The 26103-nt window shown below is 68.0% G+C and carries 24 protein-coding genes, 1 tRNA gene and 2 pseudogenes; 18 read left to right on the top strand and 9 right to left on the bottom strand.

The annotated features are described in order from the left end of the window. A pseudogene (locus AC1DZ6_RS01025) lies at positions 1-181 on the bottom strand (proteophosphoglycan 5); the annotation flags it as partial. Positions 182-360: 179 nt separating this feature from the next. Next, positions 361-885: an RcnB family protein gene (locus AC1DZ6_RS01030; RefSeq protein WP_477095338.1), complete on the bottom strand. Its 525-nt coding sequence runs from the start codon at positions 883-885 to the stop codon at positions 361-363. A gap of 203 nt (positions 886-1088) precedes the next feature. Here AC1DZ6_RS01030 and AC1DZ6_RS01035 point away from each other — a divergent pair, with 203 nt between their 5' ends. After that, positions 1089-1814, top strand: a complete 726-nt coding sequence (locus AC1DZ6_RS01035; protein WP_477095339.1) for a glutathione S-transferase N-terminal domain-containing protein — start codon at positions 1089-1091, stop codon at positions 1812-1814. A 195-nt stretch (positions 1815-2009) separates the two neighbouring features. Continuing rightward, positions 2010-2288 (top strand): sel1 repeat family protein, encoded by a 279-nt coding sequence (locus AC1DZ6_RS01040; protein ID WP_477036173.1) that lies wholly within the window; start codon positions 2010-2012, stop codon positions 2286-2288. 43 nt (positions 2289-2331) lie between these two features. Here the strand turns inward: AC1DZ6_RS01040 and AC1DZ6_RS01045 are convergent, their stop codons facing one another. Further along, a complete protein-coding gene (locus AC1DZ6_RS01045) occupies positions 2332-3069 on the bottom strand; it encodes a polysaccharide biosynthesis/export family protein (protein ID WP_477095359.1) in 738 nt (245 codons plus the stop codon). A gap of 126 nt (positions 3070-3195) precedes the next feature. Between AC1DZ6_RS01045 and AC1DZ6_RS01050 the strand changes: the two genes are divergently transcribed. The 5 genes from AC1DZ6_RS01050 (at position 3196) to AC1DZ6_RS01070 (ending at position 7704) form a co-directional block, all read left to right on the top strand. After that, positions 3196-4668: a GumC family protein gene (locus AC1DZ6_RS01050; protein ID WP_477095340.1), complete on the top strand. Its 1473-nt coding sequence runs from the start codon at positions 3196-3198 to the stop codon at positions 4666-4668. Between the two features lie 103 nt (positions 4669-4771). Continuing rightward, positions 4772-5473 carry a P-loop NTPase family protein gene (locus tag AC1DZ6_RS01055; RefSeq protein ID WP_477095341.1) on the top strand — a complete coding sequence of 234 codons (702 nt, stop codon included), beginning with the start codon at positions 4772-4774 and terminating at the stop codon, positions 5471-5473. A 10-nt stretch (positions 5474-5483) separates the two neighbouring features. Further along, complete coding sequence (locus AC1DZ6_RS01060) at positions 5484-6743, top strand: O-antigen ligase family protein (RefSeq protein WP_477095342.1); 1260 nt, start codon at positions 5484-5486, stop codon at positions 6741-6743. Between the two features lie 102 nt (positions 6744-6845). Beyond that, positions 6846-7205, top strand: a complete 360-nt coding sequence (locus AC1DZ6_RS01065; RefSeq protein WP_477095343.1) for a DUF1304 domain-containing protein — start codon at positions 6846-6848, stop codon at positions 7203-7205. A gap of 166 nt (positions 7206-7371) precedes the next feature. Next, complete coding sequence (locus AC1DZ6_RS01070; protein ID WP_477095344.1) at positions 7372-7704, top strand: hypothetical protein; 333 nt, start codon at positions 7372-7374, stop codon at positions 7702-7704. Position 7705: 1 nt separating this feature from the next. On the opposite strand, the gene AC1DZ6_RS01075 is transcribed toward AC1DZ6_RS01070, so the two are convergent. From AC1DZ6_RS01075 to hfsE, 5 genes are all read right to left on the bottom strand, one after another. Then, positions 7706-7876 (bottom strand): hypothetical protein, encoded by a 171-nt coding sequence (locus AC1DZ6_RS01075; protein ID WP_477095345.1) that lies wholly within the window; start codon positions 7874-7876, stop codon positions 7706-7708. A gap of 98 nt (positions 7877-7974) precedes the next feature. Further along, positions 7975-8748 carry an oligosaccharide deacetylase HfsH gene (hfsH, locus tag AC1DZ6_RS01080; protein WP_477095346.1) on the bottom strand — a complete coding sequence of 258 codons (774 nt, stop codon included), beginning with the start codon at positions 8746-8748 and terminating at the stop codon, positions 7975-7977. Then, positions 8748-9689 carry a polysaccharide biosynthesis protein HfsG gene (hfsG, locus tag AC1DZ6_RS01085; protein ID WP_477095347.1) on the bottom strand — a complete coding sequence of 314 codons (942 nt, stop codon included), beginning with the start codon at positions 9687-9689 and terminating at the stop codon, positions 8748-8750. Before hfsG ends, hfsH begins: the two co-directional genes overlap by 1 nt. After that, on the bottom strand, positions 9686-11128 hold the full coding sequence (hfsF, locus tag AC1DZ6_RS01090; RefSeq protein ID WP_477095348.1) for a polysaccharide biosynthesis protein HfsF: 1443 nt from the start codon (positions 11126-11128) through the stop codon (positions 9686-9688). Before hfsF ends, hfsG begins: the two co-directional genes overlap by 4 nt. A 9-nt stretch (positions 11129-11137) precedes the next feature. Then, a complete protein-coding gene (gene hfsE / locus AC1DZ6_RS01095; RefSeq protein WP_477095349.1) occupies positions 11138-12658 on the bottom strand; it encodes a polysaccharide biosynthesis protein HfsE in 1521 nt (506 codons plus the stop codon). 131 nt (positions 12659-12789) lie between these two features. On the opposite strand from hfsE, the gene AC1DZ6_RS01100 reads away from it, so the two are divergent. After that, positions 12790-12880, top strand: a tRNA-Ser gene (locus AC1DZ6_RS01100). 32 nt (positions 12881-12912) lie between these two features. Here the strand turns inward: AC1DZ6_RS01100 and AC1DZ6_RS01105 are convergent. Then, positions 12913-13260: a response regulator gene (locus AC1DZ6_RS01105; protein WP_477095350.1), complete on the bottom strand. Its 348-nt coding sequence runs from the start codon at positions 13258-13260 to the stop codon at positions 12913-12915. Positions 13261-13994: 734 nt separating this feature from the next. Here AC1DZ6_RS01105 and AC1DZ6_RS01110 point away from each other — a divergent pair. From AC1DZ6_RS01110 to AC1DZ6_RS01155, 10 genes and pseudogenes are all read left to right on the top strand, one after another. After that, positions 13995-14417: pseudogene (locus AC1DZ6_RS01110) on the top strand (methyl-accepting chemotaxis protein); the annotation flags it as partial. Between the two features lie 72 nt (positions 14418-14489). Next, entirely contained in the window at positions 14490-15632 is a 1143-nt protein-coding gene (locus AC1DZ6_RS01115) for a methyl-accepting chemotaxis protein (RefSeq protein ID WP_477095360.1), read from the top strand. Beyond that, positions 15633-17072, top strand: a complete 1440-nt coding sequence (locus AC1DZ6_RS01120; RefSeq protein WP_477095351.1) for a chemotaxis protein CheW — start codon at positions 15633-15635, stop codon at positions 17070-17072. After that, positions 17069-18166: a protein-glutamate methylesterase/protein-glutamine glutaminase gene (locus tag AC1DZ6_RS01125; RefSeq protein ID WP_477095352.1), complete on the top strand. Its 1098-nt coding sequence runs from the start codon at positions 17069-17071 to the stop codon at positions 18164-18166. The genes AC1DZ6_RS01120 and AC1DZ6_RS01125 overlap by 4 nt, the downstream gene beginning before the upstream one ends. After that, positions 18163-19020, top strand: a complete 858-nt coding sequence (locus tag AC1DZ6_RS01130; protein WP_477095353.1) for a CheR family methyltransferase — start codon at positions 18163-18165, stop codon at positions 19018-19020. The genes AC1DZ6_RS01125 and AC1DZ6_RS01130 overlap by 4 nt, the downstream gene beginning before the upstream one ends. After that, positions 19017-20933 (top strand): chemotaxis protein CheA, encoded by a 1917-nt coding sequence (locus AC1DZ6_RS01135; protein ID WP_477095354.1) that lies wholly within the window; start codon positions 19017-19019, stop codon positions 20931-20933. The genes AC1DZ6_RS01130 and AC1DZ6_RS01135 overlap by 4 nt, the downstream gene beginning before the upstream one ends. A 306-nt stretch (positions 20934-21239) precedes the next feature. Continuing rightward, entirely contained in the window at positions 21240-21623 is a 384-nt protein-coding gene (locus AC1DZ6_RS01140; RefSeq protein WP_477095355.1) for a response regulator transcription factor, read from the top strand. Further along, complete coding sequence (locus AC1DZ6_RS01145; RefSeq protein ID WP_477095356.1) at positions 21620-22255, top strand: chemotaxis protein CheX; 636 nt, start codon at positions 21620-21622, stop codon at positions 22253-22255. Before AC1DZ6_RS01140 ends, AC1DZ6_RS01145 begins: the two co-directional genes overlap by 4 nt. A 43-nt stretch (positions 22256-22298) precedes the next feature. Continuing rightward, a complete protein-coding gene (locus AC1DZ6_RS01150; RefSeq protein WP_477095357.1) occupies positions 22299-25058 on the top strand; it encodes a hybrid sensor histidine kinase/response regulator in 2760 nt (919 codons plus the stop codon). 151 nt (positions 25059-25209) lie between these two features. Further along, on the top strand, positions 25210-26103 hold an 894-nt coding region (locus AC1DZ6_RS01155), incomplete at its 3' end, for a thiamine pyrophosphate-binding protein (RefSeq protein ID WP_477095358.1).

Consider the following 26103-nt stretch of genomic DNA (forward strand, 5'->3'; position numbering starts at 1 on the left):
GATCGGCCGGGGGCGTCACCGTCCAGGACGACGGGGTCTGGGGCGAGGCGGGGGCGGCGCTGGGGCTGGTGGTCTGGGCGGAAGGATCGGTGGCCGGCGCGGTCTGCTGGGCCAGGGCCGATCCGGCGTAACCGGCGGCGGTCAGGGCGAGGACGGCGGCCGAGATGCGAAGATTGATCATGGGAGCGTCTTGTTGCTGTCGCGTCGGAAAGTGACACGACCGGCACGCTGACCCCCGAATGCGTTGGCAATAACCCCGCAATCAGACCATCTCGCCGCATGAGCGGCGAGCATGAGGCGAATGGCGACGCTTCCCGAATGTTCGGAAAACGTCGCCACGTCCGTTCAGTCAGACATCGTCTATTGGTTGATGATGTCGAAGATCAGTCCGGTGGCGATCGCCGCCAGGACGTAGTCGTCGCCGGCGCGATACCAGTAGTAACCGCGGGGCGGTGGACGCAGGCGATAGTATCCATAGTCGTGGATGACATAGCCGTTGCCACGGTAGTAGGGCGGCAGGTAGCCGCCACGACGCCAGGCGGTGTAGCCGGGGCGATAGCCCGGACGGCCGTAGTAATAGGCCGGCGGCGCGCCGTAGCTCCAGCGGTTGTTGTAGTAGTAGCCGTTGTGGCGACCGTTATCCCAGCGGTTGTCGCCGCGATCCCAGCCGTTGTGACGGCCGTTGTCGTGGCGGCCGTAGTCGCGGTCGCCGCGACCGTCGTGACGTCCGCCGTCCCAGCGACCGCCGTCGTTGCGGCCGTGGTCGCGTCCGCCATGGCTGTCGCCACGGCCGCGGCCGTGATCCTGGGCCGAAGCGTCGCCGGCGACTGCCATCGGGCCGGCCACGGCGGCCATGGCCGCGATGGTGAGCAACAAGCGCTTCATATCCGACGTCTCCTTCTTCGGTCGGCGATCCTCCGAACCGCCTAATCCCTCGACCTTGAAGACAGTTTCCGTCGCCGTGGCTGAACCTGATCTGAACGGCGCCGTCAGGCTTGGGCATGAGCGGCCTTGGCGGCGGCGCTTAGCGAGACCATGTTGGTGGTCAAACAAAACGCCCCAAACGAAACGCCCCAGGGAGTCCGCCGATGAGCCGTCCGATCGAGCTTTATTACTGGCCCACGCCGAACGGCTGGAAGATCTCCATCGCCCTGGAGGAGATGGGACTGCCGTACGAGATGATCCCGGTGAACATCGGGACGGGCGAACAGTTCAAGCCGGACTTCCTGGCCATCAGCCCCAACAACCGCATGCCGGCGATCGTCGATCCCAACGGTCCCGACGGCCAGCCGATCTCGGTGTTCGAGTCCGGAGCCATCCTCCAGTACCTGGGCCGCAAGACGGGCCAGTTCTACGGCGCGAACGAGCGCGAGCGGGTCGACATCGACCAGTGGCTGATGTGGCAGATGGGCGGGCTGGGGCCGATGGCCGGCCAGACCCACCATTTCCGGCAGTACGCGGCCTCCATTATCAGCGACCAGCGGCAGATCGCCTACGGCGCCATCCGCTACACCAATGAGACCCACAGGTTGTACGGCGTGCTGAACAAGCAGTTGGACGGGAAGGATTTCATCTGCGGCCAAGTGTCCATCGCCGACTTCGCGTGCTGGGGTTGGGTCGTTCCGTGGAAAAATCAGGGCATCATTCTGGAAGAATTTCCGCATTTGAAGGCCTGGTTCGAGCGCATGGCCGCCCGCGAGGCCGTCGACCGGGGCTTCAAGCTGGGAGCCGAGTTGCGCCGCCAGGGCCTGCAAGCGCCCGGAAAAGCGCAAGAAGAGGCCCGAAAGGTCCTGTTTGGCCAGCGCGCCCGTTAACCTGCTGTATACGGCGGTTTACGCGCAGTAACACCCGTGAATGCGACGTAATGTCTCTAAACGGTTTATGTATTCATGGCTTAGATTCATGATGTCAGCGCCATTAACTGTATGTTCAGTGGCGATGGACTTTTCTGTTCTCACAGCCAAGCGGAGCCAGAACGGCGACGCGGGTTGGGAAGGGGAATTGAAGCCATGATGATGAGTATCGAACCGCCGGCCGCCATCCACGGGATCCCGCTGCCGACCACCGACACCTCGGGCGACGAACTGTTCCGCATGGGCCTGCTGTACTCGACCGGCCAGGGCGGCGCGCCGCTGGACTACGTGTCGGCCCACATGCTGTTCAATCTGGCCGCCATGCGCGGTTCGGTCGAAGCCAAGGTCTATCGCAAGGAAATCTCGCAGGAGATGGCCAGCGAAGACGTCGCCGAAGCCCAGCGCCAGGCGCGCGAATGGCTGGCCCACGGCTGAGCCTGAAAAGGCTCAGCCTCTTATCCTCGGCGCGTGACGGGCTTCAGTTTCCGCTGAAGCCGTTGACCGCGTAGCTGAAGCTGATCGGCAGCAGGTCTCGGAAGTACTGCTGCATGAACAGACCCGCCTCGGACACTCCGCTTCGCGGCACATAGACCACGTCGAACCGGCGAAGCGGCACCAGGTCCGCCCGGCCGTTGGTCATCCCCGTCAGCAGGTCCGCCGTGCGCAGCATGGCCCGACCGTTGGGGCCGCGACGAATGATCACGACGGATGTGCGCTTGGCCGAGGTCTTGAACCCGCCGGCCTGGATGACGGCCCGCAGGGCGTCGCCGTCGCCAGCCATGTCGTAGACGCCCGGATTGCCGACTTCCCCGCCCACGAACACCTTCAGCGGCGCCGTCGCCTTGATCGACACCTGCACCTGCGGCCGCAGCAGTTGGGCCGAATAGGCCTGGGTGAGCGAGGCCTCCAGTTCGGCGATCGAACGGTCGGCCGCCATCACCGGCGCGATCAGCGGCAAAGCGACGCGGCCGTCCGGTTGGACCACTACGGACTTGTTCAGCTCGACCGCCGAAGGCACGGTGATCTCGACCTCGTCGCCCGGGTAGAACCGGTAGTCCGGCTCCTGATCCGACCAGTCGGCATAGCCGATATCGGAAAACGTGGCGGTTGGACGGGGCGTGGGCGTGATCGGTTCACGATCCACGTGCCCGCAGGCCGCCAGAAGGGCCGAGAGCCCGATCGTCGCGAAGGGCAGGGCGAAAGCCGCCGAAAGCATGGTGCGCCTGTGCATGCGACAAGTCTTAACAGATATAGGTAACGAAGCCTTAAGCCGCCGGCGGCCAGGGTGCAGGCTAGAGAGTAACGTCGGATTCTCATGTCAACCTCGAGTGCCTGGAGCAGTGTGCCCCATGACCCGCCGTCGCGTAGCGACTGGGCGGCGCGCGCTCGCTATGCGCCTACCGATTTCGTCACCCTGCTGTGGCGCGAACGCTGGTTGATGCTCGGCGTCTTCCTGGTGCTGTTCCTGCTGGGCCTGGCCTTCGCCGGCACGCTGAAGAAGACCTACACCGCCCAGTCCAGCCTCTTCGTTCGTCTGGGCCAGGAGTATGTCTACGAGCCCCGGGCCGGCGACGCCGCCCGCGGCGCCGTTCCCGACGTCGACCAGGTCATCCAGTCCGAGTCCGAGATCCTGGGCAGCGGCGAGTTGCGCGACCGAGTGATCCGCAAGGTCGGCTTCGGCAAGATCTTCCCCGGCAGCGCCACGAAATACGCCGTCGCCTCGCCCGAGGGTAAGCGCAAGCTGATGGCCGAGGGCCGCGACAGCCTGGCTCGCAACCTGAAGATCGAGACCGCCCCGGACAACTCGATCATCCGCCTGGCCTATTCCAACGAGGATCCGGAAATCGCCGAGAAGGTGCTCAACACCCTGCTCGAAGAGTACTTGATCTATCGCCGCAAGCTGTTGATCGGCTCCAGCGACAATGGGCTGGAACGGCAGCGCGACCTGTTCGCCGCCAAGCTGGCCCAGAACGACGCGGCCTATCAGGCCTTCCTGTCGGGCAACGACATCGGCGACTTCACCGCCCAGAAGACGGCCCTGACCCAACTGCAGGCCCAGGCCGAATCTCAGAAATACGCCACCGAGGCCCAGCTTCAGGATCGCATGGGCCGCCTGGCTTCGGTCCAGGGCGAACTGGCCCGCACCCCGGCCGACACTGTGCTCTATCGCGACAGCGACATGTCGGCGTCCAGCAAGCTGGCCCAGTTGAAGCTGGATCGCGAAGGCCTGCTGGCCCGCTATCGCCCCGACGCCCAACCCATCCGCGACATCGAGGCCCAGATCGCCCAGCTGGAGCAAGGCGTGGCGTCGGGCCGCACCAACGGCGACGGCGCGCGCCGCAGCGGCCCCAATCCGATCTGGCAGACCCTGCAGTCCACCCGCAACGACCTCAGCGCCGAGGTCGCGGCCCTGCAGCAGTCGCTGGTCGCCTACACCCAGCAGGTCCAGGACGTGAACCAGCGCCTGCTGCGGCTGTCGGAGCTTGAGCCGACCTTCAACCAGCTGTCGCGCGATCGCGAGGTGCTGTCGTCCAACGTCAAGGACTTCACGGTCAAGGAACAGCAGGACGAGGCCCAGCGTCAGATGTCGGCCGAGGGCAGCGACAACATCCGCATCGTCCAGCGCGCCGTAGCCCCGTCGACCGGCAAGAGCCTGAAGAAGCCGATCATCGTGCTGGCCTTCCTGTTCGCGGCCTTCACCGCCGCCTGTGTGGGCCTGGTGCGGATGCTGCTGCGGCCCGGCCTGCAGACCCCGGCCTCGGCCTCGCGCACGCTGGGCCTGCCCGTCCTGGCCACTGCCCACTACAAGCGCTGAGCCCCGGCCGTTCCGAACGGGGGCCTGGGCGCTTTCGTCGCCTTTCACGCGAACGCGTTTGGCCATTAAGGTAAACGGACTTCAACGCGCGGCGATTCGGCGAATGGTGGATTTGAACGTCGAGATGGCTGAGCTGTGGGGGAGCCTCGGCGCCCCCGCGCCCGGCCGCGCGCACGTCATCCAGTTCGTCGCCGCCCGACGCGGGGAGGGCACCTCGACCGCGGCGCGCGAATTCGCCCGCTTCGCCGCCAAGCGGGCCGGTCGCAAGACCTGGCTGATCGACCTGGATCTGGTCACCTCGCCGCAATACCAGGCCATCGCCGGCGATCCCGAGCGCTACGGCCAGATGGGCCGAGGCGCGCCGGCCTCACCTGACGGTTCGGCCTTCTTCACCGTCCAGCCGCCGGCCCCCAAGCCGGGCGGCGGTGTGTGGCCGGACGCCAAGTACCTGACCGCCCACAGCGTCGGCGGGCCGCGCTTCTGGGTGACGCGTTTCAACCGTGAAGCCCTGCGTGGCCGCCAGAAGGTGCACATCCTTCCCGGCGTCGAATACTGGGCCGCTCTTCGTCGCCACGCCGAGATCATCGTCGTCGACAGCCCCTCGGCCGACCGCTCCCAGGCCGCCCTGACCCTGGCCCAGCACATGGACCAGACGGTGCTGGTGGTCAGCGCCCAGCAGCCCGACGTGCGGCCGCCGGGCCTGCTGCGCGACGCCCTGGCCTCGTCGGGTGGACGCACAGCCGGTGTGTTCTTCAATCAGGCCTCGGTCCAGCCGCCGAAGTTCCTGAAGGCCATCCTGCCTTGAGGCTTCTGCCGTGACCCCGGCCTACGGAGCGGCCGGCGCCGCGCCGACCCGTCTGACCTTCATCCAGATCGCCCTGTGGGTGCTGCCGGTCCTGGCCTTGCTGCTCTACAGCGGCGGCTGGGAGCTGCCCCTGGTGGGCGAGACAGCCGACGCGGCCGGCTCTGCCCTGCTGCGGGTCGGCTACCTGCCGGCCTACGCCGCCGGCTTCGCCCTGATCGCCCTGCGGCCGGGCTCGACCTTTCGGGTGCTCATCCGCCAGCCGTTCCTGATCGTCCTGCTGCTGGTGGTCGCCGCCTCGATCTTCTGGTCGGTGAACCCGGACCAGACGGCCCGGCGGGGATTCGCCCTGGTCTGCACCACTTTGGGCGGGATCGCCCTGGCCGCCCGCTTCCGCTGGCCGCAGCTGGCCGAGGTGGTGGGGGCGGCCTTCGCGGTGTTGATCGTCGCCTGTTTCGTGGTGTGCCTGGCCGTCCCTCGCATCGGGGTGATGACCGAGCTGTTCCCCGGCGCCTGGCGCGGCCTGTGGCGCGAGAAGAACGGCCTGGGCGGCAACATGGCCTTCGGTTTCTGCATCCTGTCGGCCGCCGCCCTGCTGAACCCGCAACGCGCCCGGCTGTGGTGGACCTTCGCGGGGCTGGCCCTGGTGCTGGTGCTGATGTCGACCTCCAAGACCTCGCTGGTGTCGCTGATGCTGGGCGTGGCGGCGATCGGCTTCGTCTGGATCGCCCGGCGCGGCCCGGCTATGGGCGCGGCCGCCACCTGGACGGGGATCACCGGCGTCGTCCTGCTGGGCGCCTTCATCCTGTTCGCCTCGGACGTCTTCTTCGCGATCCTGGGCAAGGACGCCACCCTGACCGGACGCACCAAGATCTGGGCGGCCGTGATGCGCGAGATCGAGGACCGGCCCTGGCTGGGCTACGGCTATCAGGCGGTCTGGGGCGACAAGTCCGGCTGGGGCCCGTTCGCCTGGATCAGCAAGAACGCGGGCTTCCAGGCCCAGCACGCCCACAACAGCTGGCTGGAGCAGTGGTTGGGCCTGGGCCTGCTGGGCCTGGTCGCCTGGGGGCTGTTCTACCTGCAGGCCATGGCCCTGGCGGTGATCGCCGTCTTTCGCGACCGGGGGGCGCTCTTGGCCTTCCCGTTTCTGGTCGTCTACAGCCTGGTGGCCCTGACCGAGAGCATCGCCCTGATCTACAACGACTTTCGCTGGGTGCTGTTCGTGGCCTTCGCGGCGAAGCTGGCTTTCCCGGACCGCGAGGTCAGGGTCTGAGACTGGCTTGAGGGACACACACTCACCCCACGGTCTTGGCTAGCTTTTCACGAGCTTTGCCGTGAGTGTGTTTCCCTGCCTTCGCCCTAGAGAACACCGCCCATGCTGCTGGCCGCCCAGATCGTCACCGGGGTCGTCGCCCTGATCCACGTCTACATCGTTCTGCTGGAGACCGTGTTGTTCGAGACGCGGGGCAAGCGAGTGTTCGGCCTGACCGACGAGGCCGCCGCGATCGTCAAGCCGGCGATGTCGAACCAGGGTTGCTACAACGGCTTCCTGGTCGCGGCCCTGGCGCTGGGGCTGTTCTGGCCTGACGACGTGACGGCCAAGGCCTTCGCGTTCTTCGGCCTGGCCTGCGTGGCCGTGGCGGGCGTATGGGGCGGCCTGACCGTCAAGCGGTCGATCCTGTTGATCCAGGCCCTGCCGGCCCTGGTCGGACTGGGGCTGTGGTGGGCGGCCTAGGCGAAACCGCCGCGCGCAGCCCAGGATTCTGACGTCCTCCCCGCTCGGCGCCTGGAAATCGAGCAGGGTCGAGGTGGGCCAGCCTGGATGAACGTCCATCGCTTGGCCAACCGGTAGGCGTGGGCTTCATCAAGCGATACGCCGCCTCGACTTGAGAGAGAAGGTCATGCGCCCCATTCGTCATCTTGCCGCCGTCACGATCGCGGTCCTCGTCAGCGGAGGCGCGGCGCTCGCGCAGTCCGCGCCGCCGCCGGTCGCCGCCGCACCCCAGGTGCTGACCATCGACACGCCGATCGAAGTCGTGGCCGCCACGCCCAAGGCCAAGGCCGTTCTGGACGCCGACATCCCCGGCCTGACCGAGCATCCGCTGTTCGACAAGTTCAAGACCGACAGCCTGCGCGCGCTGGCGCCCAAGTTCGGAGGCGCGATCTCGGACAAGGACCTGGCCAAGGTGCAGGCCGATCTCGCGGCCCTGTCGGCGCCGACGACCTCGCGCTAGCTCAGGATTTCGGGGCGAGATCCGGCCGCGACGCCAGGAAGGCCGCGCGCTCCGCGTCGGTCAGGACCTTGGCGGTCTTGCGCCTCGTCACCTTCGGCGTGGGGCGGGCATAGGCGCCGGTGTCAGCGGACGATGGCTTAAGATCGGCCAGGCGTTTGATCGGCGGCTTCATCTGTTTTCCTGGATCAGCTGAGTCGAGACCCAGTGAAGACTATGCGGCGGCTCGTGACGATCCCATGACTCAAATCCTCTCCCACAATGGGGAGGGCTTTAAGCCCCGATCCGCCGCGCGCCTTCGGTCACGGTGACCACATCGAACCCGGCCAACAGCGCCCCGTCCACCAGCCGTTCCAGCGCCCCGGTCGTGCAGCCCCATTGCGACGGCTCGGGTGAGACGTCGTGGGTGTAGAGGATCAGCCAGGCGTTGCGCCGGTGGGCCTTGTCCAGCCAGTCCAGGGCCACCTGCTCGCCGTCCTCGCCTTCGATGCCGACGGCTGGGGCCTGATTGAGGTCGGCGCCGGTGGTGATCAGGCCGTGGTGCAGGGCGCGCAGCGTCTTGAAACGGCCGGCCAGGGCCGTCTTGGCCGGGCTGGCGACGTCGCCGTAGGGATAGGCGAAGCTGACGGGATCGCCTGTTCCCCAATCGGCCAGATGCCGGGCGTTCAGGTCGACGTCCGCCAGGGTCTCGGCCTGCGAGGCCTGGCCGCAGTCGAGGTGCGAGAAGGTGTGGCAGCCGATCTCGTGGCCGGCGGCGTGCAGGCGAGCGGCGTCCTCGCCGGTGGCGAAGCGGCCCATCGGCCCCTCGCGCCCCGTAAGACCGGCGGCGAAATAGTAGGTGCCGCGCAGGCCGCGTTGTTCCAGGACGTGGGCTCCGGCCTCGCAGGCGGTGGCCGGCGCGTCGTCGAAGCTGAACGACACCATCGGCCGCTCCAGCTTCACCCGGGCCGGACGCCGGTGGGCCAGGCGGATCAGCCGCCGGCGGACCTTGCCCTTCAGGCTGCGGTCGGGCTCGTAGGCGTCGACTTTCTCGAATGAGGTTTGCATCAGACGGCGTCCGAATAGAGGGCGGCGCGGTAGAGCCGCAGGGCGAAGGCGCGAAGCGGCGTCGGGGCTGCCTCGTTGAGGGCGACGGCCTTGAGCATCGGCCGCCAGACGCCGCGCAACGGCGCGAACTTCAGGGCCTTGGCGACCTTGTAGCTGGGATAGGTGCTGACCAGCTCATGGTGGCGGGCCACGACCCGGGCGAAGTTGGCCGCCGACTGTTCGTACTTGGCGGCCAGGGCCGGAGCAGTGTCGAGGCCCAGGTGGGTGGCCGAGTTGTCGATGTGCAGGATCGGATAGAACCGCGCCACGCGCATCGCCCACTCGACGTCTTCCCAGCCCCAGCCGGCGAAGCCTTCGTCGAAGTCCACGAGCTCGAATACGTCGCGGCGGACCAGGAGGTTGGAGGTGAAGACGTGCTTGGCCGGTTCCCGGGCCCGCTCCGGGGCGGGGGTGCAGTCGCTCTTCAGCGCCATGGCCCGGTGCAGGTCGTGCTCGGGGCGCCGCGGCGTCTGGTCCAGGGTGAAACCGCCGAAGGCCACCGGCACGTCGTCGGCCGCGACGGCCGCCCAGCGGGTCAGGAAGTCCTTGGGGTCGGGCAGCATGTCGCTGTCGAGGAACAGCAGGTGCCGGCCTCGGGCGTGCTGGGCGAGGCGATTGCGACCCTTGGCGCGGCCTTCGTTAGGCGACAGCACGATCAGCCGGGCTGGCAGGTTCAGCTTTTCGATGCGGGCGGCCATGCGCCGTGTCAGGTCGGCGTCGCCGCCGCCGTCGTCCAGCAGCACGATCTCGGCGTCGGCGCCGCGCTCGTCCAGGGCCTTGAGCAGGGCGCTGGGATCGTCGCGATAGGTCGGGATCAGCACCGACAGGCGCGGCGTTGCGGCGGCCCAGGCGGCGTTGTCGATGAGGGTTTCGCCAGAAAGGTCTTGGGTCGCTTCGGTCATGCGGGCTTCAATCGGCGCTGGAGAATGTCCATGGCCCGGCCGCGCAGGCCGCCGGCGTCGAGCGCCAGGACGACCAGGCCGTAGACCAGAGCGCCCACGGACGCCTTGAGAATCAGCTCGACCACGCCGCCGAAGGCCGGAACCACCAGCACGACGGCGGCCATCAGCACGCAAGCCAGGCCGGACTTGGTCAGGGCGGCCCACGGCACGGGTAGGGGACAGGCCCGGCGGCCCAGGATCGCCGCGCCGACCGCGCCGACGCCGTAGCTGGCGGCTGTCGACCACAAGGCGCCGTCCAGGCCAAAGCGCGGGATCAGGGCCAGGTTCAGGATCACGTTCACGCCGGCCGGGATCGCCATGCAGGCGATCAGCATCATCGTGCGCTTGCCCAGGGTGAAGGCCTGCAGCAGGTAGTAGGTGGTCACGCCCGACAGCCAGCCGGCCAGGGCGATCCACGGCACGACCTGTCCCGCACCGGCGCTCAGCTCTGGGCCGACCATCACCTGGGCCAGCGGGCGACCGACCAGCGCCAGGCCGACGGCGGCGGGCAGGGTCAGCAGCACCATGAAGCCGGCCTGCTCGTGGGCGGCGTCCTTCAGGGCGGGATGGCCGCCGCGTTCCAGCGCCGCGACCAGGGCCGGTCCGCCGGCCATGCCCAGCCAGATGAAGACGACGTCCAGCGTGCGCGAGCCCAGAGAATAGCCGGCGTGATAGACGCCGACCGCCTGCTCGTTGAGGAAGGCGGCCAGCAGGAAGCGGTCGGTGGTCGACAGCACCAGGGCCAGGATCAGCGACAGGGCCACCGGCAGGCCATAGGCGGCGTAGGCCTTGGCCATGGCGGGGTCATAACGCCCGCCCCTGGACCGGCGCAGGTCGGCCGGCAGCACGAACACCAGGCACAGCAGCGAGATCGCCCCCATGCCCAGCAGCGGCGCGGCGCCGCCCAAGCCAATCAGGGCGAGGATCAGGCCCAGCAGGAAACCGCCCACGGTCTGGACGATGTCGAGCAAGGCCGCGCCCGAAACCTCGCCGGCGGCGCGGCGGCGTTCCTGGGACAGCTTGGTCAGGCTCTTGACCACCACGGCGGCGAAAGCGGCGGCGATGGCGACCTTCAGCGGAGCCGAAAGAGGTGCGAAGCGCAGCACCACGGCGGCCACCACCGGGACCAGCAGGGCCAGGCCGAACCACAGACGGTAGAGGGTGGCGAAGTGGTCGGGCAGACGCCCATCAGCGTCCTGACGGGCGTGGAAGCGCGCCATCGCGGCTTCGGTCCAGGTCAGCAGGATCGTCTGGGTCAGGCTCAGGGCCGAGAAGGCCAGGGCGTAGATCCCGTACTGCTCGGGCGTCAGGACGCGCGTGAACAGGACGATGGTGAGCAGCCCCACCACGCCCTGGGCGATATTGACCGGCAGATATCCGAGTACGCCACGCCAGAACATGTCGCTTCCTCAGCGCACCGCCGACCGGTCCCCAAGCAGGCAGGGGATGGTCATGGCGATGATGTAGAGGTCCAGCCAGAACGACTGGCGTTCGATATATTCGACGTCCAGGGCGACGCGCTCCTGCACCAGCTCGGCGGTGTCGACCGGACCGCGCGAGCCGTTGATCGCCGCCCAGCCGGTGACGCCGGGCTTCATGCGGTGGCGGTGGGCGTAGCGGGCGACCAGGGTCTCGGACTCCACGTCGCCGCTCTTCATGCCGATGGCGTGGGGGCGGGGGCCAACCATCGACATCTCGCCCYTCAGCACATTGAACAACTGCGGCAGCTCGTCGAGGCTGGTCTTGCGGATGAACTTGCCGACCTTGGTGACGCGGTCGTCGTCGGCGCTGATCTGGCGGACCGCCTTGGCGTCGGCCATGTCGTGGCGCATCGAGCGGAACTTCCAGACCAGGATCGCCTCGTTGTTGAAGCCGTGGCGGCGCTGGCGGAAGAACACCGGGCCAGGGCTGTCCAGCTTGATGGCCAGGGCGACCAGCAGCATCACCGGCGTGGCGACCAGCAGGCCCAGCGATCCGATCGCCAGGTCCTGGACGCGTTTGACGATGGCGCGGCGGGCGTCGGGGGCGGCGCCCGAGAGGTCGACGAAGTGGGCCAGCGACTTGTTGCGCTGCGTCTCGCGGTTCAGATCGACGAACAGGCTGACCGGATTGGGCAGGACTTCCAGACGTTCGACCAACTGGCCGACGCGGGCCTGGGCGGTGGAGGTCACCGCGATGATCACCCGGTCGACATAGGGCATGATGCGGTGGTCGATCAGGGCGTTGGTGTCGCCCAGCACCGGCACGCCCAGGACCTGGGGCGGGGCGCGGTCGGCGCGGTCGTCGAACACGCCCAGCACGTTGACGTCGCCGGTGGCCAGGGCCGTGCGGATGAAGCGCTCGGCGTTGAGCGTCGCGCCCACGACCAYGACGTTCGGCGTCAGGCGCCCGTCGCGGCGGCCATGGTCAACGGCGCGCCACCAGGCGACGTGCAGCACGGCGGTGGCGACGGCCAGGGCGATCCCCCAGCCGGCCAGCAGGGCGGGGTCGACCCGGCCGCGCTCGAAGATCAGGGTGGCCAGCAGCACTACGACGCCGACCACCCCGAAGGCGGCCGTCACCCGCAGGGCCTGGCGGCCCAGGGTCTCGCGGCGATGGAAGGTGTAGGCCTCCAGCAGATAGAGGGCCGGCAGCAGGGCCAGGGCCCCCAGCACCAACGGCGCGAAGAGGTCGGGGGTGGGGCGGGCGATCGCGATCGCGGCGGCGGTGACGCCGGCGAAGGCCAGGCCGTCGATCACGCGGAACAGCCGCGACAGGCTTCGCACCTGCATCCGGGCTCGCGCCGGGACCAGGCGGCCGGGCCGGAAGGGTCCGCGCCGACCGACGCCTTCGGCCGCTTCGTCCTCGATTACGAGTCGCGGCGCGAGGGGTTGGGCGTCGAGCACGGCGGCGCCTTCGCGGTCTTGCGGATGTGCGATAGCGGACGACATGAAGCCCCGAGCCCTTTGTAGAACAGGGTTCACACTAGCCTCGCGGTCTGAGCTTCACGTTAACGCGGATTTTTCGCGACAGCGCGTTGTCATGCCGCCGCGAACAGGCTATCGAACCGCTCCTCTCAGGAGGAGACGTGGCCGAGAGGCTGAAGGCACCGCTTTGCTAAAGCGGCATACCCCAAAAGGGTATCGAGGGTTCGAATCCCTCCGTCTCCGCCATTTTCCACAAGTCATTTCCCCCGTCGACCAGATCAATCGCCCTGGTTGGCGACCTCGGTGACGGCCTTGGTCAAATCTTCGATGCTGTAAGGCTTGGCCACGAAGCGACCGTCGTCGGGAACCGGAGCCGACAAGCCGCGCCCCGAGGTGAGGACGAGCTGGATGGCCGGCCACCGTTCGTGAACGAGCCTAGCCAGATCCAGGCCGTCCAGGGGGCCGGGCATGTTGACGTCCGTGAACAGAACGCCGACATCGGCGCGCGTCTTGAGAATTTCCAGGGCGCTTTCGGCGCAGTCCGCCTCGATGACCTCGAACCCTGCGTCCTCAAGGCCCTGGCTTGCGACCATGCGGATAACCGGCTCGTCATCGACCAGCAGCACGACGGTGTTCTTGGGATCGCTCATGCCATCACCAACCGGCGGCGAGGTCTATGGTTCCGTGATATGTGTTCCAATAAGAAATTGATATTATTAGCGAAACCTGTGCGTCTTTCAGCGCTTGGCGTCCGTAGCTGCTTAGCCGACCCCGCGCTCAATGGCGATCTCCCGGCTGTTCGACGGCAAGCCCTCGTCCAGCTCGCTGGGCTGCCGATACTGCGCCCTCCAGCGCGCGAAATATTTCGAGCAAGGCTCGGCCGTGGCGGAACCAACCGTGCGGTTCCGAATTGCCTATCATGCTCAAGCTTCGGCTTGAGGGCCTGTCCAAGCTTGCCTTGACGCCACATTGGGCGTCTTCGTTACGCTGTGTTTGAACTCACCGGTCTCTGTCCGGTATCTGATTGGTTTGTTTGTGTAAGCGGCGGCCGTGGTCGCGCTGGAGGGGCGGCATGGCTCTGGTGAAGACGTCGACCTTGGCTTCGCGTTCGAAGAGGCGAAAATCGCCGCCCGCCGAGGCTCCGGAGGTCGCCGCCGTGAAGCGCGCGCCGGTCCGGAAGACGATTTCCCGCCGCCAGAACGCCAGCGAACGGATCGGGGCCGCGACGTTGGAGCTGGCCGGCGGTCTCGCCGAAGCCTCAAGCGCCGTCGAGGAGCTGCGGCGCGCCCTGACCCAGATCGCCAGCGGCGCTGAAGAGGCGGCGGGCGCGGCCCATGAATCGTTGGGCGCCGTCACGGCCATGAGCGCCAGCTTCGCCCAAGCCCGCGAACGAGCCGAGGCGTCACGGCAACGAACCGACGTGCTTCAAATCTTGCTGACGGAGGCGGGCGCGACCATCGACGCGTCGGTCAAGGCCGTCGGTCTCAACGCCCAGCGGCAGTTGGCCAGCGTCACCGCGATCGAGGCCCTGGAGCGTCACGCGGCGCGGATCGGTGAGATCACAAAGAGTGTCGCCGACATCGCCGACCAGACCAATCTGCTGGCGCTGAACGCCGCGATCGAGGCGGCGCGCGCCGGTGACGACGGGCGCGGATTCGCGGTGGTCGCCGACGAGGTTCGGGCCCTGGCCGAGACCTCCGAGAAGCGATCGCAGGATGTGCAGCAGCTGGCCGAGCGCATCGCCGGCTCGGTGCGCGACGCGGCGGATCGACTGCGCAACGCCGCGGCCACCGCCGAAGCCGAGGCCGCGGCGGGCGCTCGGGTCGGCGAAATCCTGGCCGCCGTGCGCCACGAGATGACGACCCTGGGTGAAGACAGCCAGATCATCCTGATTTCCGCCGTCGAAGCATCGGGCGCGGCCAACGAGGCGCGGCGCGGAGCCGAAAGCGTGTCCAGCGCCGCCGAGGAGCAGGCGGCGGCCGCCGCCCAGGCTCAACGCGCCGTGCAGCAGCAGGGCCAATCGCTGGAGCAGAGTCAGACGGCGTCCGATTCCCTGGGCGAAATGATCGAAATGCTGGTCGGCGGCGCAGCCGAGGCTGAAGCCGCCGAGGAGGCGTCCGCCGCCGCCGAAGAGCTGTCGGCCACGGTGCAGGAGCTGTCCGGCGCGGCCGGCGAAATCCTGTTGGCGATCGACCAGATCAGCCGCGGCGCCCAGCTCCAGGCGGCGGCGACCCAGCAGGCCGGCTCGGCCATGGAGGAGATCGAGAAGGCGGCCCGAGCCTCCAGCGCCAACGCGATCGCCGGCGCCGAGCGGGTCGCGACCATGCAGGTCATGCTGACCGACAGTCGCGAGGCTGTCGCGCGCCTGGCGAGCGGCGTGGCTACATCCGTCGACGAGAACGGCGCGGTTTTGGAGACGGTCGAGGAACTGGAAGAGCTGGCCGGTTCAATCGGCAAGATCGTCGACGGACTGGGACTTGTCGCCGTGCAGATCACCATGCTGGCGACGAGCGGCGCGGTGGAAGCCGCGCGGGCCGGCGAGGCGGGCCGAGGCTTCGCGGTCGTGTCGGGCGATATCCGCACCCTGGCGCGTGACGCCTCGCACAACGCCGACGCGGTCAAGGACCTGGTCTCGGGCATTGTCGCCCAGATCGCCAAGGTCCGGCGCGAGGTCGACCAGATCAACGCCGTGGCCACCGCCGAGCTCGACAAGAACCGCGCCATCGAGGCGCGGCTTGTTCAGGTCACGCTCGACACCGCCACGCTCAAGGCCGGTTCGGACGACATCGCCAAGGGGGCGGAGGACATCCTTTTGGCCAGCGCCCAGGTGCTGTCGGGGATCGGCCAGATCGCCTCGGCCGCCGAGGAGGCCAGCAGCGCCGCCGCCCAGGCCGCCGTCGCCGCCCGCCAGCAGTCGCAGAGCGCCGAGGAACTGGCCGCCGCGATCGAGGAAATCGCGCTCCTGGCCACCGAGCTGCAGCAAGCCGCGGCGGGCTAGGTGGCGTCCGTCGAGACCCGCCAGCGGCTGACGGTTCGGGCCGGCGGCGCGCGCGTGGCCATGGCCGCCGAGGGCGTCGCCGAGGTGATCCGCACGCCGCGCATCACTCGCATGCCGCACGGGCCGCCTGGCTTGCTGGGCGTCACCCATCTGCGCGGCCTGGTGCTGCCGGTGGTGTCGCTGGGCGCTCTGCTGGGTGATGAAACCCCAACCGACACCACGCGGGTCGTGGTGCTGCGCCGCGATCCGCCGATCGGCCTGGCCGTCGATTCCATCGAGGCTTTGAAAGCCTCGGAGAGCGCCGACGCCGAGGCTCAGCACGGGCGTCTTCTGCTCGACGACGCCGGCGGCGCGCGCTGGTTCGATCTCGACGCGGCTCTGCTGGACCGCTTCTCGGCCTTTCGCGCCGCGCGCCGCGCGCCCGAACGCGAGCCCGGGGCGAGTCCCTCGGTCGCCAAGGCGGCGGACCTGGCTTTCCTCGACTTTGTCCTGGCCGGGCAGAGCTACGCGCTGCCGCTCGACACTGTGGCCGAGGTGATGACGGTTCCGAAATCCATCGCCGCCTTGCCGCGCACCGAGGCGGTGCTGCTAGGGGTCTTCGAGCTGCGCGGCGTGGTCTTGCCGGTCGTCTCGCTGCGGGCTTTGTTGGGCTTGGACCAGCGTGACCCGCAGGCGGACGACCGCATCGTGATCGTCCGCATCGGAGGCCAGCGCCTGGCGCTGTTGGTCGACCGGATCAACGTCATCCGACGGGCTTCGCCCGACGCCGTGGGGCCCGCGCCCAGCTTGTTCAATCGTGCGAGCGGCGAGGCGCGGATCGACTCCGTGCTGCGGCTCCCGGACGGGCGAGGCCTGGTTTCGATCCTCGCGCCGGAACGTGTTCTCGCCGACGAAAGGGTCTCGCAGCTGCTCGCCGAGACATCCGACCAGAAGGACATGGCCATGGCCGACACGACCTTGGCGACGACGCGCGAGCGCTTCCTGGTCATCCGCCTGGGCGACGAGACCTACGGCCTGCCCATCGCCGCGGTCGATGAGGTGGTGCGCCTGCCCGAGACCCTGACCCGCCTGCCCAAGGCGCCGGCCTATGTGCAGGGTGTGATGAATCTGCGGGGCAAGGTGATCCCGGTGATCGACCAGCGGCAGCGGTTTTCGGTGTCCGGTGACGCGGTCGGCGAGGCCCGCCGCGTCGTCGTGGTCACCCTTGGCGAACTTCAAGCCGGATTCGCGGTCGACGCCGTCGCCAGGATCCTCGAGGTCGAGGCCGACGACCTGATGCCCGCGCCGGAACTATCGGGTGATGGAAGTCGTTTGTTCGACCGCGCCGCGAGGGTGGAGCGCGAGGGGGACGTCATCTTGCTCATCGATCCGCGAGCCCTGTTGGAGCACGCCGAAGCTGACCTGCTGCGGGACCTGACGGCGAAGTCGCACGCCTCGTGACCCGTCTGCTGATCGTCGACGATTCAGCTCTGATGCGCCGTGTGCTCGGCGATGTTTTCCAGAGCGAGCCGGGGTTCGAGGTCGCCTTCGCCCGCGATGGGGTCGAGGCGCTGGCGCAGGTTCACGCCTTCAAGCCGGACGTGATCACGCTCGACGTCCAGATGCCGCGCATGGACGGTCTCAGCTGCCTGGACCGGATCATGGTCGAGCGGCCCTGTCCGGTGGTGATGGTGTCGTCGCTGACGACGGAGGGCGCGGACGCCACCCTCGAAGCCCTTGAGCTTGGCGCGGTGGATTTCGTCGTCAAGCCGGACGGCGCGGTCTCGCTGTCGATCGACAGCTTCGGGCCGATTCTGATCGAGAAGGTGGTCTCGGCCGCCGCGTCGCGTGTGCGCCGGTCCCATCGTCTGACGGAGCGTCTGCGGGCGCGTCACGGCGCGATCAAGTCTTCGCCGCCGCCGCCCGTGTCGCGCGGCAAGTCGGCCGCGGCCTGGAAGCCCCAACCCGCCGGCATGCCGCCGGGCTTGGTGATCATCGGGACATCGACGGGCGGCCCTCCGGCGCTCGACGCGGTTCTGTCCGAGATTCCCGCCGACTTTCCCTGGCCGATCCTGGTGGCCCAGCACATGCCCGCCGCGTTCACGGCGTCCCTGGCTCATCGGCTGGACGGTCTATGCGCCCTGCGGGTGATCGAGGTGGCGCGGCCCACGCCGCTGGTTCCGGGCTGCGTTTATGTCGCGCGGGGCGACGCCGACATGACCGTCAGCCGACGCAGCGCTGGTCCCGTGGCGCTGTCGATCCCTTCCAGTCCTGAACATCGCTGGCATCCGAGCGTCGATCGCCTGGTCGATAGCGCGGCCGCCGCCGTGCCGCCCGAAAGCCTGGTCGGGGTGCTGATGACCGGCATGGGCAACGACGGCGCGCGTTCGATGGCCGCGTTGCGGGCGGCGGGCGGGCGGACGATCGCCGAGTCAGAGGACTCCGCCGTCGTCTGGGGCATGCCGGGCGAACTGGTGAAGCTGGGCGGCGCCGACGTCGTGGCGCCCGTGGACGCCATCGCGGGCAAGATCCGCGAAATGGTCCGGGCAGGGTGAGTCAGGCCCCAACGCCCGAACAGGCCCATTTGAGCGCCGACGACCTGAAGAAGGTCTGCGAGTTTCTGTATCGCCAGACCGGCATGCAGTTCGGCGAGAGCAAACGCTACTATATCGAGCGGCGGCTGGCCGACCGGATCGTCGCCACGCACTGTCCCGACTTCGCGGCCTATTTCAGCCAGCTGCGGGCCGATCCGGCCGAGCGCGAGACGCTGATCAACGCCTTCACGGTCAACGAGACCTACTTCTATCGAGAAGAGCATCAGCTGGCCTGCCTGAGCCGCTCGCTGTTGCCGGACTTGATCACCTCGCGTCGTCCGGGCGACAAGATCAGGATCTGGTCGGCGCCGTGCTCGACGGGCGAGGAAGCCTATTCGATCGCGATCTGGCTGCTCGAGAACTGGCGGATGGTTGACGCCTACAATGTCGAGATCGTCGGCTCGGACATCGACACGCGAGCCCTGGAGGCCGCGCACGACGGCCTGTACGGCGAACGCGCGCTGTCGCGTCTCCCGCCCGAGGTGGTCGAAGCCTATTTCGAGCCGCCTCGCCGCCATCGTCGCAAGCTGATCAACGACCTGCGCGAGTCGGTGATCTTCACCCCGGCCAATCTGGTGGATGGGCCGAGTCTGGCGGGGCAGGGGACGTTCGACGTCATTTTCTGCCGAAACGTGCTGATCTATTTCGACGACGCCTCGCGATCGACCGCCGCGAAGAACCTCTATGACCGCCTCAATCCCGGCGGCTATCTCTGCCTGGGCCACACCGAGTCCATGACCCGGATCAGCGACCGGTTCCTGGTCCGCCGGTTCGAGGACGCGGTCGTCTTCCAGCGTCCGGGAGAGGTCCCATGACCGACGACCTGATGGCGCAGTTCCTGAGTGAAGGGCGCGAACTGGTCGCCAGCGCCGAACAGGACCTGGCGAGCCTGGCGCGCCAGCCCGACGACGCTAACGCGCTGGATGGCTGCTTTCGGGCGGTCCACACCCTGAAGGGCTCGGCGGGCTTGTTCGACCTGCTGCCGATGAGCCGGATGCTGCACGCGGCCGAGGACCTGCTTGGCCTGCTGCGCGTCGAGCGCACCGGCTTGGCCGAGGATTTCGAAGCGCTGTTCAGCGTGGTGGACACCGTCGATCGCTGGCTGGACGCGCTCGACCACTCCGGCGGCCTGCCGGCCGACGCCGAGCAGGTCGGCGAGGCGGAAGCGGGACGACTTCGAGATCTGGTCGCTTCGGTCAGCGCATCGGCGGATGTCGCATCCCGAGCGACCCCGGTGACGACCTGGCGACCGCCCGAGGCTTTCCAGGGCAAGGGGGCGGTGGCGGTTCGCTATGTTCCGCGCGCCGACAGCTATTTTTCCGGCGACGACCCCATCGCCATCATGGCCGCTACGCCCGGCCTGGCGGGGTTGAAGCTATCGCCCCGCGAGCCGTGGGGCGGGCTCCAGGACTATGATCCCTATGCTTGCAACCTGGTGCTTGAAGCGGTTTCGACCGCCAGCCGGGCGGAGGTCGAGGCGGCTTTTCGCTTCGTGTCCGATCAGGTCGAGCTCGTTGATCTGACGTCGGTCGGCGCGACGCTCGCGCCCGAACGGAGCGCGCGCAAGACGCTGCGGATCGACGCCGAGCGCGTGGATCGACTCGCCGGACTGGCCGGCGATCTGGTCATCGCCAAGAACGGGCTGTCGGATCTGGCCGCCCAGGCCGAAGGACTTCCTGGCGGTCAGGCTCTGGCTCAGGCCCTGCGCGCGCGGCAAGTCCAGCTCGATCGACTGGTTGGCGATCTGCATTCGACGGTCGGCAAGGTGCGTCTCGTCGCGCTGGGACCGCTCTTCGCGCGGTTCCATCGACTGGCGCGCGAGATCGCCCGCTCGTTGGATAAGGACGTGTCGATGCAGGTGGAGGGCGGCGACGTCGAGGTCGACAAAACCATCGTCGACGGGCTGTTCGAGCCCCTGCTGCATGTCCTGCGCAACGCGATCGATCACGGGATCGAGCCCGGCGATGTTCGCTCGCGCTCCGCAAAGCCGTCTACCGCCAACATCCGGTTCACCGCCCGGGCGGCGGCGGATCAGGTCGTGATCGAGGTTCGCGACGATGGCGGTGGGATCGATCCCGCTAGGATCCGCGCCCTTGCTGTCACGCGGGGCTTGGTGACTCAAGACGCGGTCGACCGCCTGGACGACAACGCGGCGATCGATCTGATCTTCATTCCCGGTTTCTCCACGGCGGCCGAGATCAGCGCGGTGTCCGGCCGGGGCGTCGGCATGGACGTGGTGCGCGACGCGGCCGCGAAGCTCGGCGGCAAGGTGGTMGTCGAGAGCCAGAAAGGGCAGGGTACGACCGTACGGTTAGCGCTGCCGGTCACCATGGTCCTCACCAAGGTGATGGTGGTGACCTGCGGCGAGGAGCGGTACGGCCTGGCGCTGGACACGGTGGTCGAGACCGTCCGGGTGTCCGCTGATCGCATCGTTCCCGTCCGCGCGGGGCGCGCGTTCCAGCTGCGTGACACGGTGATTCCTCTGGTGTCGCTCGGCGACCTCGTGGGCGCCGCCGTGTCCGAAGCCAGATCGGCGGAAAGAGTCGTCGTTGCGCGGGCTCGGGGCGAGTTGGTCGGGTTCACGGTGGATGCGATCGTCGATCGCATGGACGCCGCCGTGCGGCCCATGACCGGATTGCTTGCCGGAGCGCCCGGGGTCATGGGCGCCACGCTGCTCGCGGACGGCGCGGTGTTGATGGTTCTCGATCCCGCGGAGCTGTTCCTGTGAGTATTTCGCGCGACGGTTCGGTCATTCGGCTGGAAGGAATCTGTCGGGTAGAAGACGCAGAGCCTCTAACGGCTCTGCTACAAGATATTTCCGACTCCACCTTGGACCTCGCAGGGTGCAAGGGTCTGCATGCGGCGGTGGTTCAGGCGATCCTGGCTTTCCGCCCAAGGGTTGTCGGGATTCCCGATGATCCTTTCCTACGAGATCGGCTCTTGCCCGCCCTGATCGGCGAGCGATCATCCGAGGCTCTAGAGATCTAGTTTTTGATGTCGCGCCGGTGCGCGGCGGTACGAGGAGAAGCAGTTCATGGGGACGACAGTTCTCATCGTCGATGACAGCAAGCTGGCCCGGATCGTCCTGGGCAAGGCCGTCGGGGCCTTGCAGCCCGAATGGACGCGTATCGAAGCCGGCAACGCCGACGAGGCCGTGGCCGCTTTCGACGCCCATGCCATCGACGTGGCGATCCTCGACTACAACATGCCCGGACGCGACGGTCTGGCCTTGGCGGAGGAATTGCGCGCACGCTTCCCCACGATGCCGATCGCCGTGGCCACCGCCAATGTTCAGGACGAGATCATCATGCGCGCGCGCGCGGCCAATGCGACCTTCATCCCCAAGCCGGTCACCGAAGAGGGCATGCGCGGCTTCCTGTCCGGCGCGGCGCTGCGGTTGAGATCGACGGCTCCATGATCCCGCAGTCGGTCCTGCTGGACGAACTGGAGCGGGACGCGCTGACCGAACTGGTCAATATCGGCGTCAGCCGCGCGGCCGCCAACCTTCGCAAGATGGTGGGCGAGCAGGTCCTGCTGTCCGTCCCATCGGTCGAGGTGGTCACCCGCGAGGGCGCCACGACGCTGATCCGCGAGCGCGAAAGCGGTGAACTGGTCGCGGTGCGTCAGGATTTCGAAGGCGTGTTTTCCGGTCGAGCTCTGCTGATCTTTCCGCAGTCCAACAGCATGGCGCTGGTGCATGCGGTGACCGGCGGCGCGCTGTCGGCGGACGACGCCGCCGACATGGAGGACGAGGCGCTGGCCGAGACCGGCAACGTGGTGCTCAACAGCTGTCTGGCGACCATGGCCAACATGCTGCAGCGACCCTTGACCATGTCCCTGCCTGAAGTCATCCGCGGCAACGGCTCGATGTTGTTCAACATGTCGCCGGACGCCTCCGACGGCGGCGTGGTGCTGTTTCTCTATATCAACTTCGCCATCAACGATCGCGACATCCGAGGCTACATCGCCATGCTGATGGACCTGCCGTCGTTGCAGGCGCTGAAGGGGCTGATCGCCGATTTCATCGAGCGGGTCGTCGGCGATGTCTGACCATGGTTGAATCTGTCATCAAACTTGGCGCTGCGCTCAGGTCATGACCGAGGCCGACGCCGCCCAACGTCACCATGAAGCGGGCCAGGCGCTTGAGGCGCTGCGCGCGCTTGCCGGGCCGTTGTTCGACGCCCTGGTGACATCGGGCGTCGCGGTCATCGTGACGGACCCTCGGCGTGAGGACGATCCGATCGTCTATGTGAACGCCGCGTTCGAAGCCCTGACGGGCTATTCGGCGCGCGAGGCGGTCGGGCGCAATTGCCGCTTCCTGCAAGACACGGCGGTCGATCGTCAGACCGTCTCCCGCATCGCCGAGGCGTTGCGGTGCGACGGAACCGTCACCGCCGACATCCTGAACCAGCGACGTGACGAATCACCATTCTGGAACCGCCTGAACATCACCACGCTGCGCGACGAGAACGGCGCGCCCGCTTATCGGTTCGCGACCCTGACGGACGTCACCGGCGAATATGCCGACGACGTCGTCGTCGAGCAGCTTCGGGTCAGTCGCCAGCGGCTGGCCGAGGCGCAGGAACGGCTTCGCGTCGCCCAGTCGATCGCCGGCGCGGCCGGCGCGTGGGAGTGGGATATCGCCGCGGGCACGCTGATCGCCGACGTGCGCTTCGCGGATCTGTACGGCTTGGATCCCATCGCGGCCGCCCAAGGCCTGCCGACCTCGGCCTTCTTCGCTCCGGTCCATGCCGATGACCGGCTGCGTCTGAAGATCGCGGTGGCCGGCGCGTTGCATGGCGCCGAGGTCTTCACGCGCGACTATCGCGTCGTCCGAAACGGCGCCGTCCACTGGGTCTCGGCGCGGGGGCGGACCTATCTCGACGTCCAGGACCGGCCTGTCCGGTTTTCGGGCGTGTTGGCCGATATCACCGATCAAAAGCGGGTCGAGGAACAGCTGCGGGTGGCTCAGACAGCCGGCGGCGTCGGCTCGTTCGAATATCTCAGCGGCTACGGCACCGCCGACGTCTCCGAGCAGTTCTGCCGACTTCTGGGCCTGCAGCCGGCGACCAGCCTTCCGGTCCGGACCATCAACGCGCTCGTGCATCGCGACGATCCGCCCGTCATCCAGGGCCGCGACGGGCAACATCCCTTCGGCCCGGCGTTCCACGAATTCCGCATCCATCGCGCCGACACCGGCGAGGAGCGCTGGCTGGCCTCACGCGGCGAGTACCGGCAGCACGGGACGGTCGGCGTCAGCTTCATCGGCGTCGTCTACGACATCACCTCGACCAAGCGCTCGGAAGAGCAGCTTCGCGTGCTCACCGAGACGCTGGAGGTTCGTGTCGCGGCGCGCACCCAGGAGCGCGATCGGGTGTGGAACCTGTCGCGGGATCTTCTGCATGTGATCGGGCCTGACGGCCTGTACCGCGCGGCCAACCCCGCCTGGAAAACCTTGCTGGGATACGACGAGGCCGATCTGGTCGGCGCGCGCGCCGGCAGTCTGGTGCACCCGGACGACCAGCAAGCCGCCATGGAGCAGTTCACCGCCTTGTCGCGCGGCGAGCCCATGGGTGATTTCGACTGCCGCATGCGCGCCAGGGACGGGACCTATCTGTGGGTCAACTGGACGGCCATGCCCGAAGGCGACGCCATCTACGGCATCGGTCGCGATGTCACGCAGCGCAAGACGCTCGAAGACCAGCTGCGTCAAAGCCAGAAGATGGAGGCCGTCGGGCAGCTGACCGGCGGTCTGGCGCACGATTTCAACAACATGCTCACCGGCATCATCGGCGGCATCGACATGGTGCGCAGGCGCGTCGCCGACGGTCGGGTCGCCGACATCGATCGTTTCCTGGATGCGGCGATGCACTCCGGACAGCGCGCGGCGGCCCTGACCCACCGTCTGCTGGCCTTCTCGCGTCGCCAGACCCTCGATAGTCGCCCGCTGGACGTCGGAGCGTTGGCGGGCTCGATGGAAGACCTGCTGCGCCGGACGCTGGGGGAACAGGTGTCGCTGCGCATCGACATCGCGCCCGACCTCTGGCTGGCCGTCGCCGACGACAATCAACTCGAAAGCGCCATCCTCAACCTTGGCATCAACGCCCGCGACGCCATGCCTGACGGCGGTGAACTGATCATCGCCGCGCGCAATGTCCATCTCACCGACCAGGAGTTGGTCAACAGCGACCACGCCGAGGCCGGCGACTACGTGGCGATCAGCGTGACCGACACCGGTACGGGCATGCCGCCCGAGGTGCTGCAGAAGGTCTTCGATCCCTTCTTCACCACCAAGCCGCTGGGCCAGGGCACCGGCCTGGGCCTATCGATGATCTATGGCTTCATCCAGCAGTCCAGGGGCCATGTCGTCATCGACAGCGAAGAGGGACGTGGCACGACGATCCAGCTCTTCCTGCCGCGTCATCGGGGCGCCATGGAGGAGGTGGCTCTCGTCGATGACGCCTTCGCGCCGACAGGTTCTGGTGAAATCGTGCTGGTCATCGAGGATGACGCCGCGGTGCGGCTGCTGGTGATGCAGGTGCTGGAGGAGCTCGGCTACAGGGGCATCGAGACCGCCGACGGTCGCCAAGCCGTGCCGATCCTCGAATCCTCTCGACACATCGACCTGCTGATCAGCGATGTGGGACTGCCGGGCCTCAATGGGCGGCAACTGGCCGAGATCGCCCGCGAGCGGCGGCCTGACCTTCCGATCCTGTTCATGACCGGCTACGCGAAACAGGCCGCCGACCAGGCCTCCTTTCTCGACGGCGGCATGGAGATCATCAGCAAGCCGTTCGCCATCGAGCATCTGGGCCGCCGCATCGGCGAAATCCTGAGGCGCAACGTCAGGTGACGACCTAGACGCCCCAGTCCCGCCGGGAGCACGGGGCGTGGTTTATAGTGAAACCAGCCCCGTCTCCGCCGTCCCCCATGCCCGTTTTGTATCGACGACCTTGATCGGCCCGCCGTCCGACGCCTAYGCAGGTGTTTTCGGCGTGGTGCTCATGAGTCCTTCTCGTCCTCCAATCCGTCCTGCGGCCGAACGCAACATCGCCTCGTACGCGGTCGACCTGGCCGCGGCGCTGGGCGCCCGGGCGGCCTTCACCCTGACGGGTGGGATGGCGATGTACCTGAACCGGGCGGTCTCGACCCACCCCGGGCTGACGGCCGTCTACAACCAGCACGAACAGGCCTGCGCGGCCGCCGCCGAGGGCTACGCCAAGGCCACGGACTATCGCGGCGCCGGCCTGGCGGTCGTCACGGCCGGTCCCGGCGTGACCAACACCATCACCAGCCTGTGCTCGGCCTATGGCGACAGCGCGCCGGTCATCGTGCTGGCCGGCCAGGTCAAGACCGCCGACATCGACGCCTTCGGCACCCGCACCCATGGGAACCAGGAGGTGCGATCGCGCGACCTGATCAGCCCCTGCGTCAAGCGCTTCACCCGGCTGACCGCCCCGGGTTTCCGCGAGGAGCTGGTCGAGACCTTCGCCGAGGCCTTCGCCGGCCGGCCGGGGCCGGTGTTCGTCGAACTGCCGCTCGACGTCCAGAACGTGGTGCTCGACTACGCGCCGGAAGACATCGAGGCGGCGGTCGCGGCGATCCGCGCCCGGGTCGCGGCGCAGGTCGGTTCCGCCGATCTGGACGCCCTGGCCGAGGCCCTGACCTGGCTGCTCGGAGGCGAGCGCCCGCTGGTGTATATCGGCAATGGTTGTCGGCTGGCCCAGGTGGAGGCGGCGGCGCGGGGCTTCATCGAGGCGCACGGCCTGCCAGCGGTGGTCTCCTGGGTGTCGATCGACCAACTGCCGACCGAGCATCCGCTGAACTTCGGAGCGCCCGGCGGGATGGCGCCGCTGTCGGCCAACCAGATCCTCTACCAAGCCGACCGGGTGCTGTTC

The organism is Caulobacter sp. P1_B12_2 (assembly GCF_056406675.1).

Excerpts from the sequence above, each read along its gene's own strand:
- AC1DZ6_RS01075 (WP_477095345.1), bottom strand. The coding sequence starts at position 7,876 with ATGAAGCCGCCGATCAAACGCCTGGCCGATCTTAAGCCATCGTCCGCT.
- AC1DZ6_RS01035 (WP_477095339.1), top strand. The coding sequence starts at position 1,089 with ATGAGCCGTCCGATCGAGCTTTATTACTGGCCCACGCCGAACGGCTGG.
- AC1DZ6_RS01030 (WP_477095338.1), bottom strand. The coding sequence starts at position 885 with ATGAAGCGCTTGTTGCTCACCATCGCGGCCATGGCCGCCGTGGCCGGC.
- AC1DZ6_RS01040 (WP_477036173.1), top strand. The coding sequence starts at position 2,010 with ATGATGATGAGTATCGAACCGCCGGCCGCCATCCACGGGATCCCGCTG.
- hfsF (WP_477095348.1), bottom strand. The coding sequence starts at position 11,128 with ATGTTCTGGCGTGGCGTACTCGGATATCTGCCGGTCAATATCGCCCAG.
- AC1DZ6_RS01150 (WP_477095357.1), top strand. The coding sequence starts at position 22,299 with ATGACCGAGGCCGACGCCGCCCAACGTCACCATGAAGCGGGCCAGGCG.
- AC1DZ6_RS01065 (WP_477095343.1), top strand. The coding sequence starts at position 6,846 with ATGCTGCTGGCCGCCCAGATCGTCACCGGGGTCGTCGCCCTGATCCAC.
- AC1DZ6_RS01145 (WP_477095356.1), top strand. The coding sequence starts at position 21,620 with ATGATCCCGCAGTCGGTCCTGCTGGACGAACTGGAGCGGGACGCGCTG.
- AC1DZ6_RS01140 (WP_477095355.1), top strand. The coding sequence starts at position 21,240 with ATGGGGACGACAGTTCTCATCGTCGATGACAGCAAGCTGGCCCGGATC.
- hfsH (WP_477095346.1), bottom strand. The coding sequence starts at position 8,748 with ATGCAAACCTCATTCGAGAAAGTCGACGCCTACGAGCCCGACCGCAGC.
- hfsG (WP_477095347.1), bottom strand. The coding sequence starts at position 9,689 with ATGACCGAAGCGACCCAAGACCTTTCTGGCGAAACCCTCATCGACAAC.
- AC1DZ6_RS01055 (WP_477095341.1), top strand. The coding sequence starts at position 4,772 with ATGGTGGATTTGAACGTCGAGATGGCTGAGCTGTGGGGGAGCCTCGGC.
- AC1DZ6_RS01070 (WP_477095344.1), top strand. The coding sequence starts at position 7,372 with ATGCGCCCCATTCGTCATCTTGCCGCCGTCACGATCGCGGTCCTCGTC.
- AC1DZ6_RS01115 (WP_477095360.1), top strand. The coding sequence starts at position 14,490 with ATGACGACCCTGGGTGAAGACAGCCAGATCATCCTGATTTCCGCCGTC.
- AC1DZ6_RS01045 (WP_477095359.1), bottom strand. The coding sequence starts at position 3,069 with ATGCTTTCGGCGGCTTTCGCCCTGCCCTTCGCGACGATCGGGCTCTCG.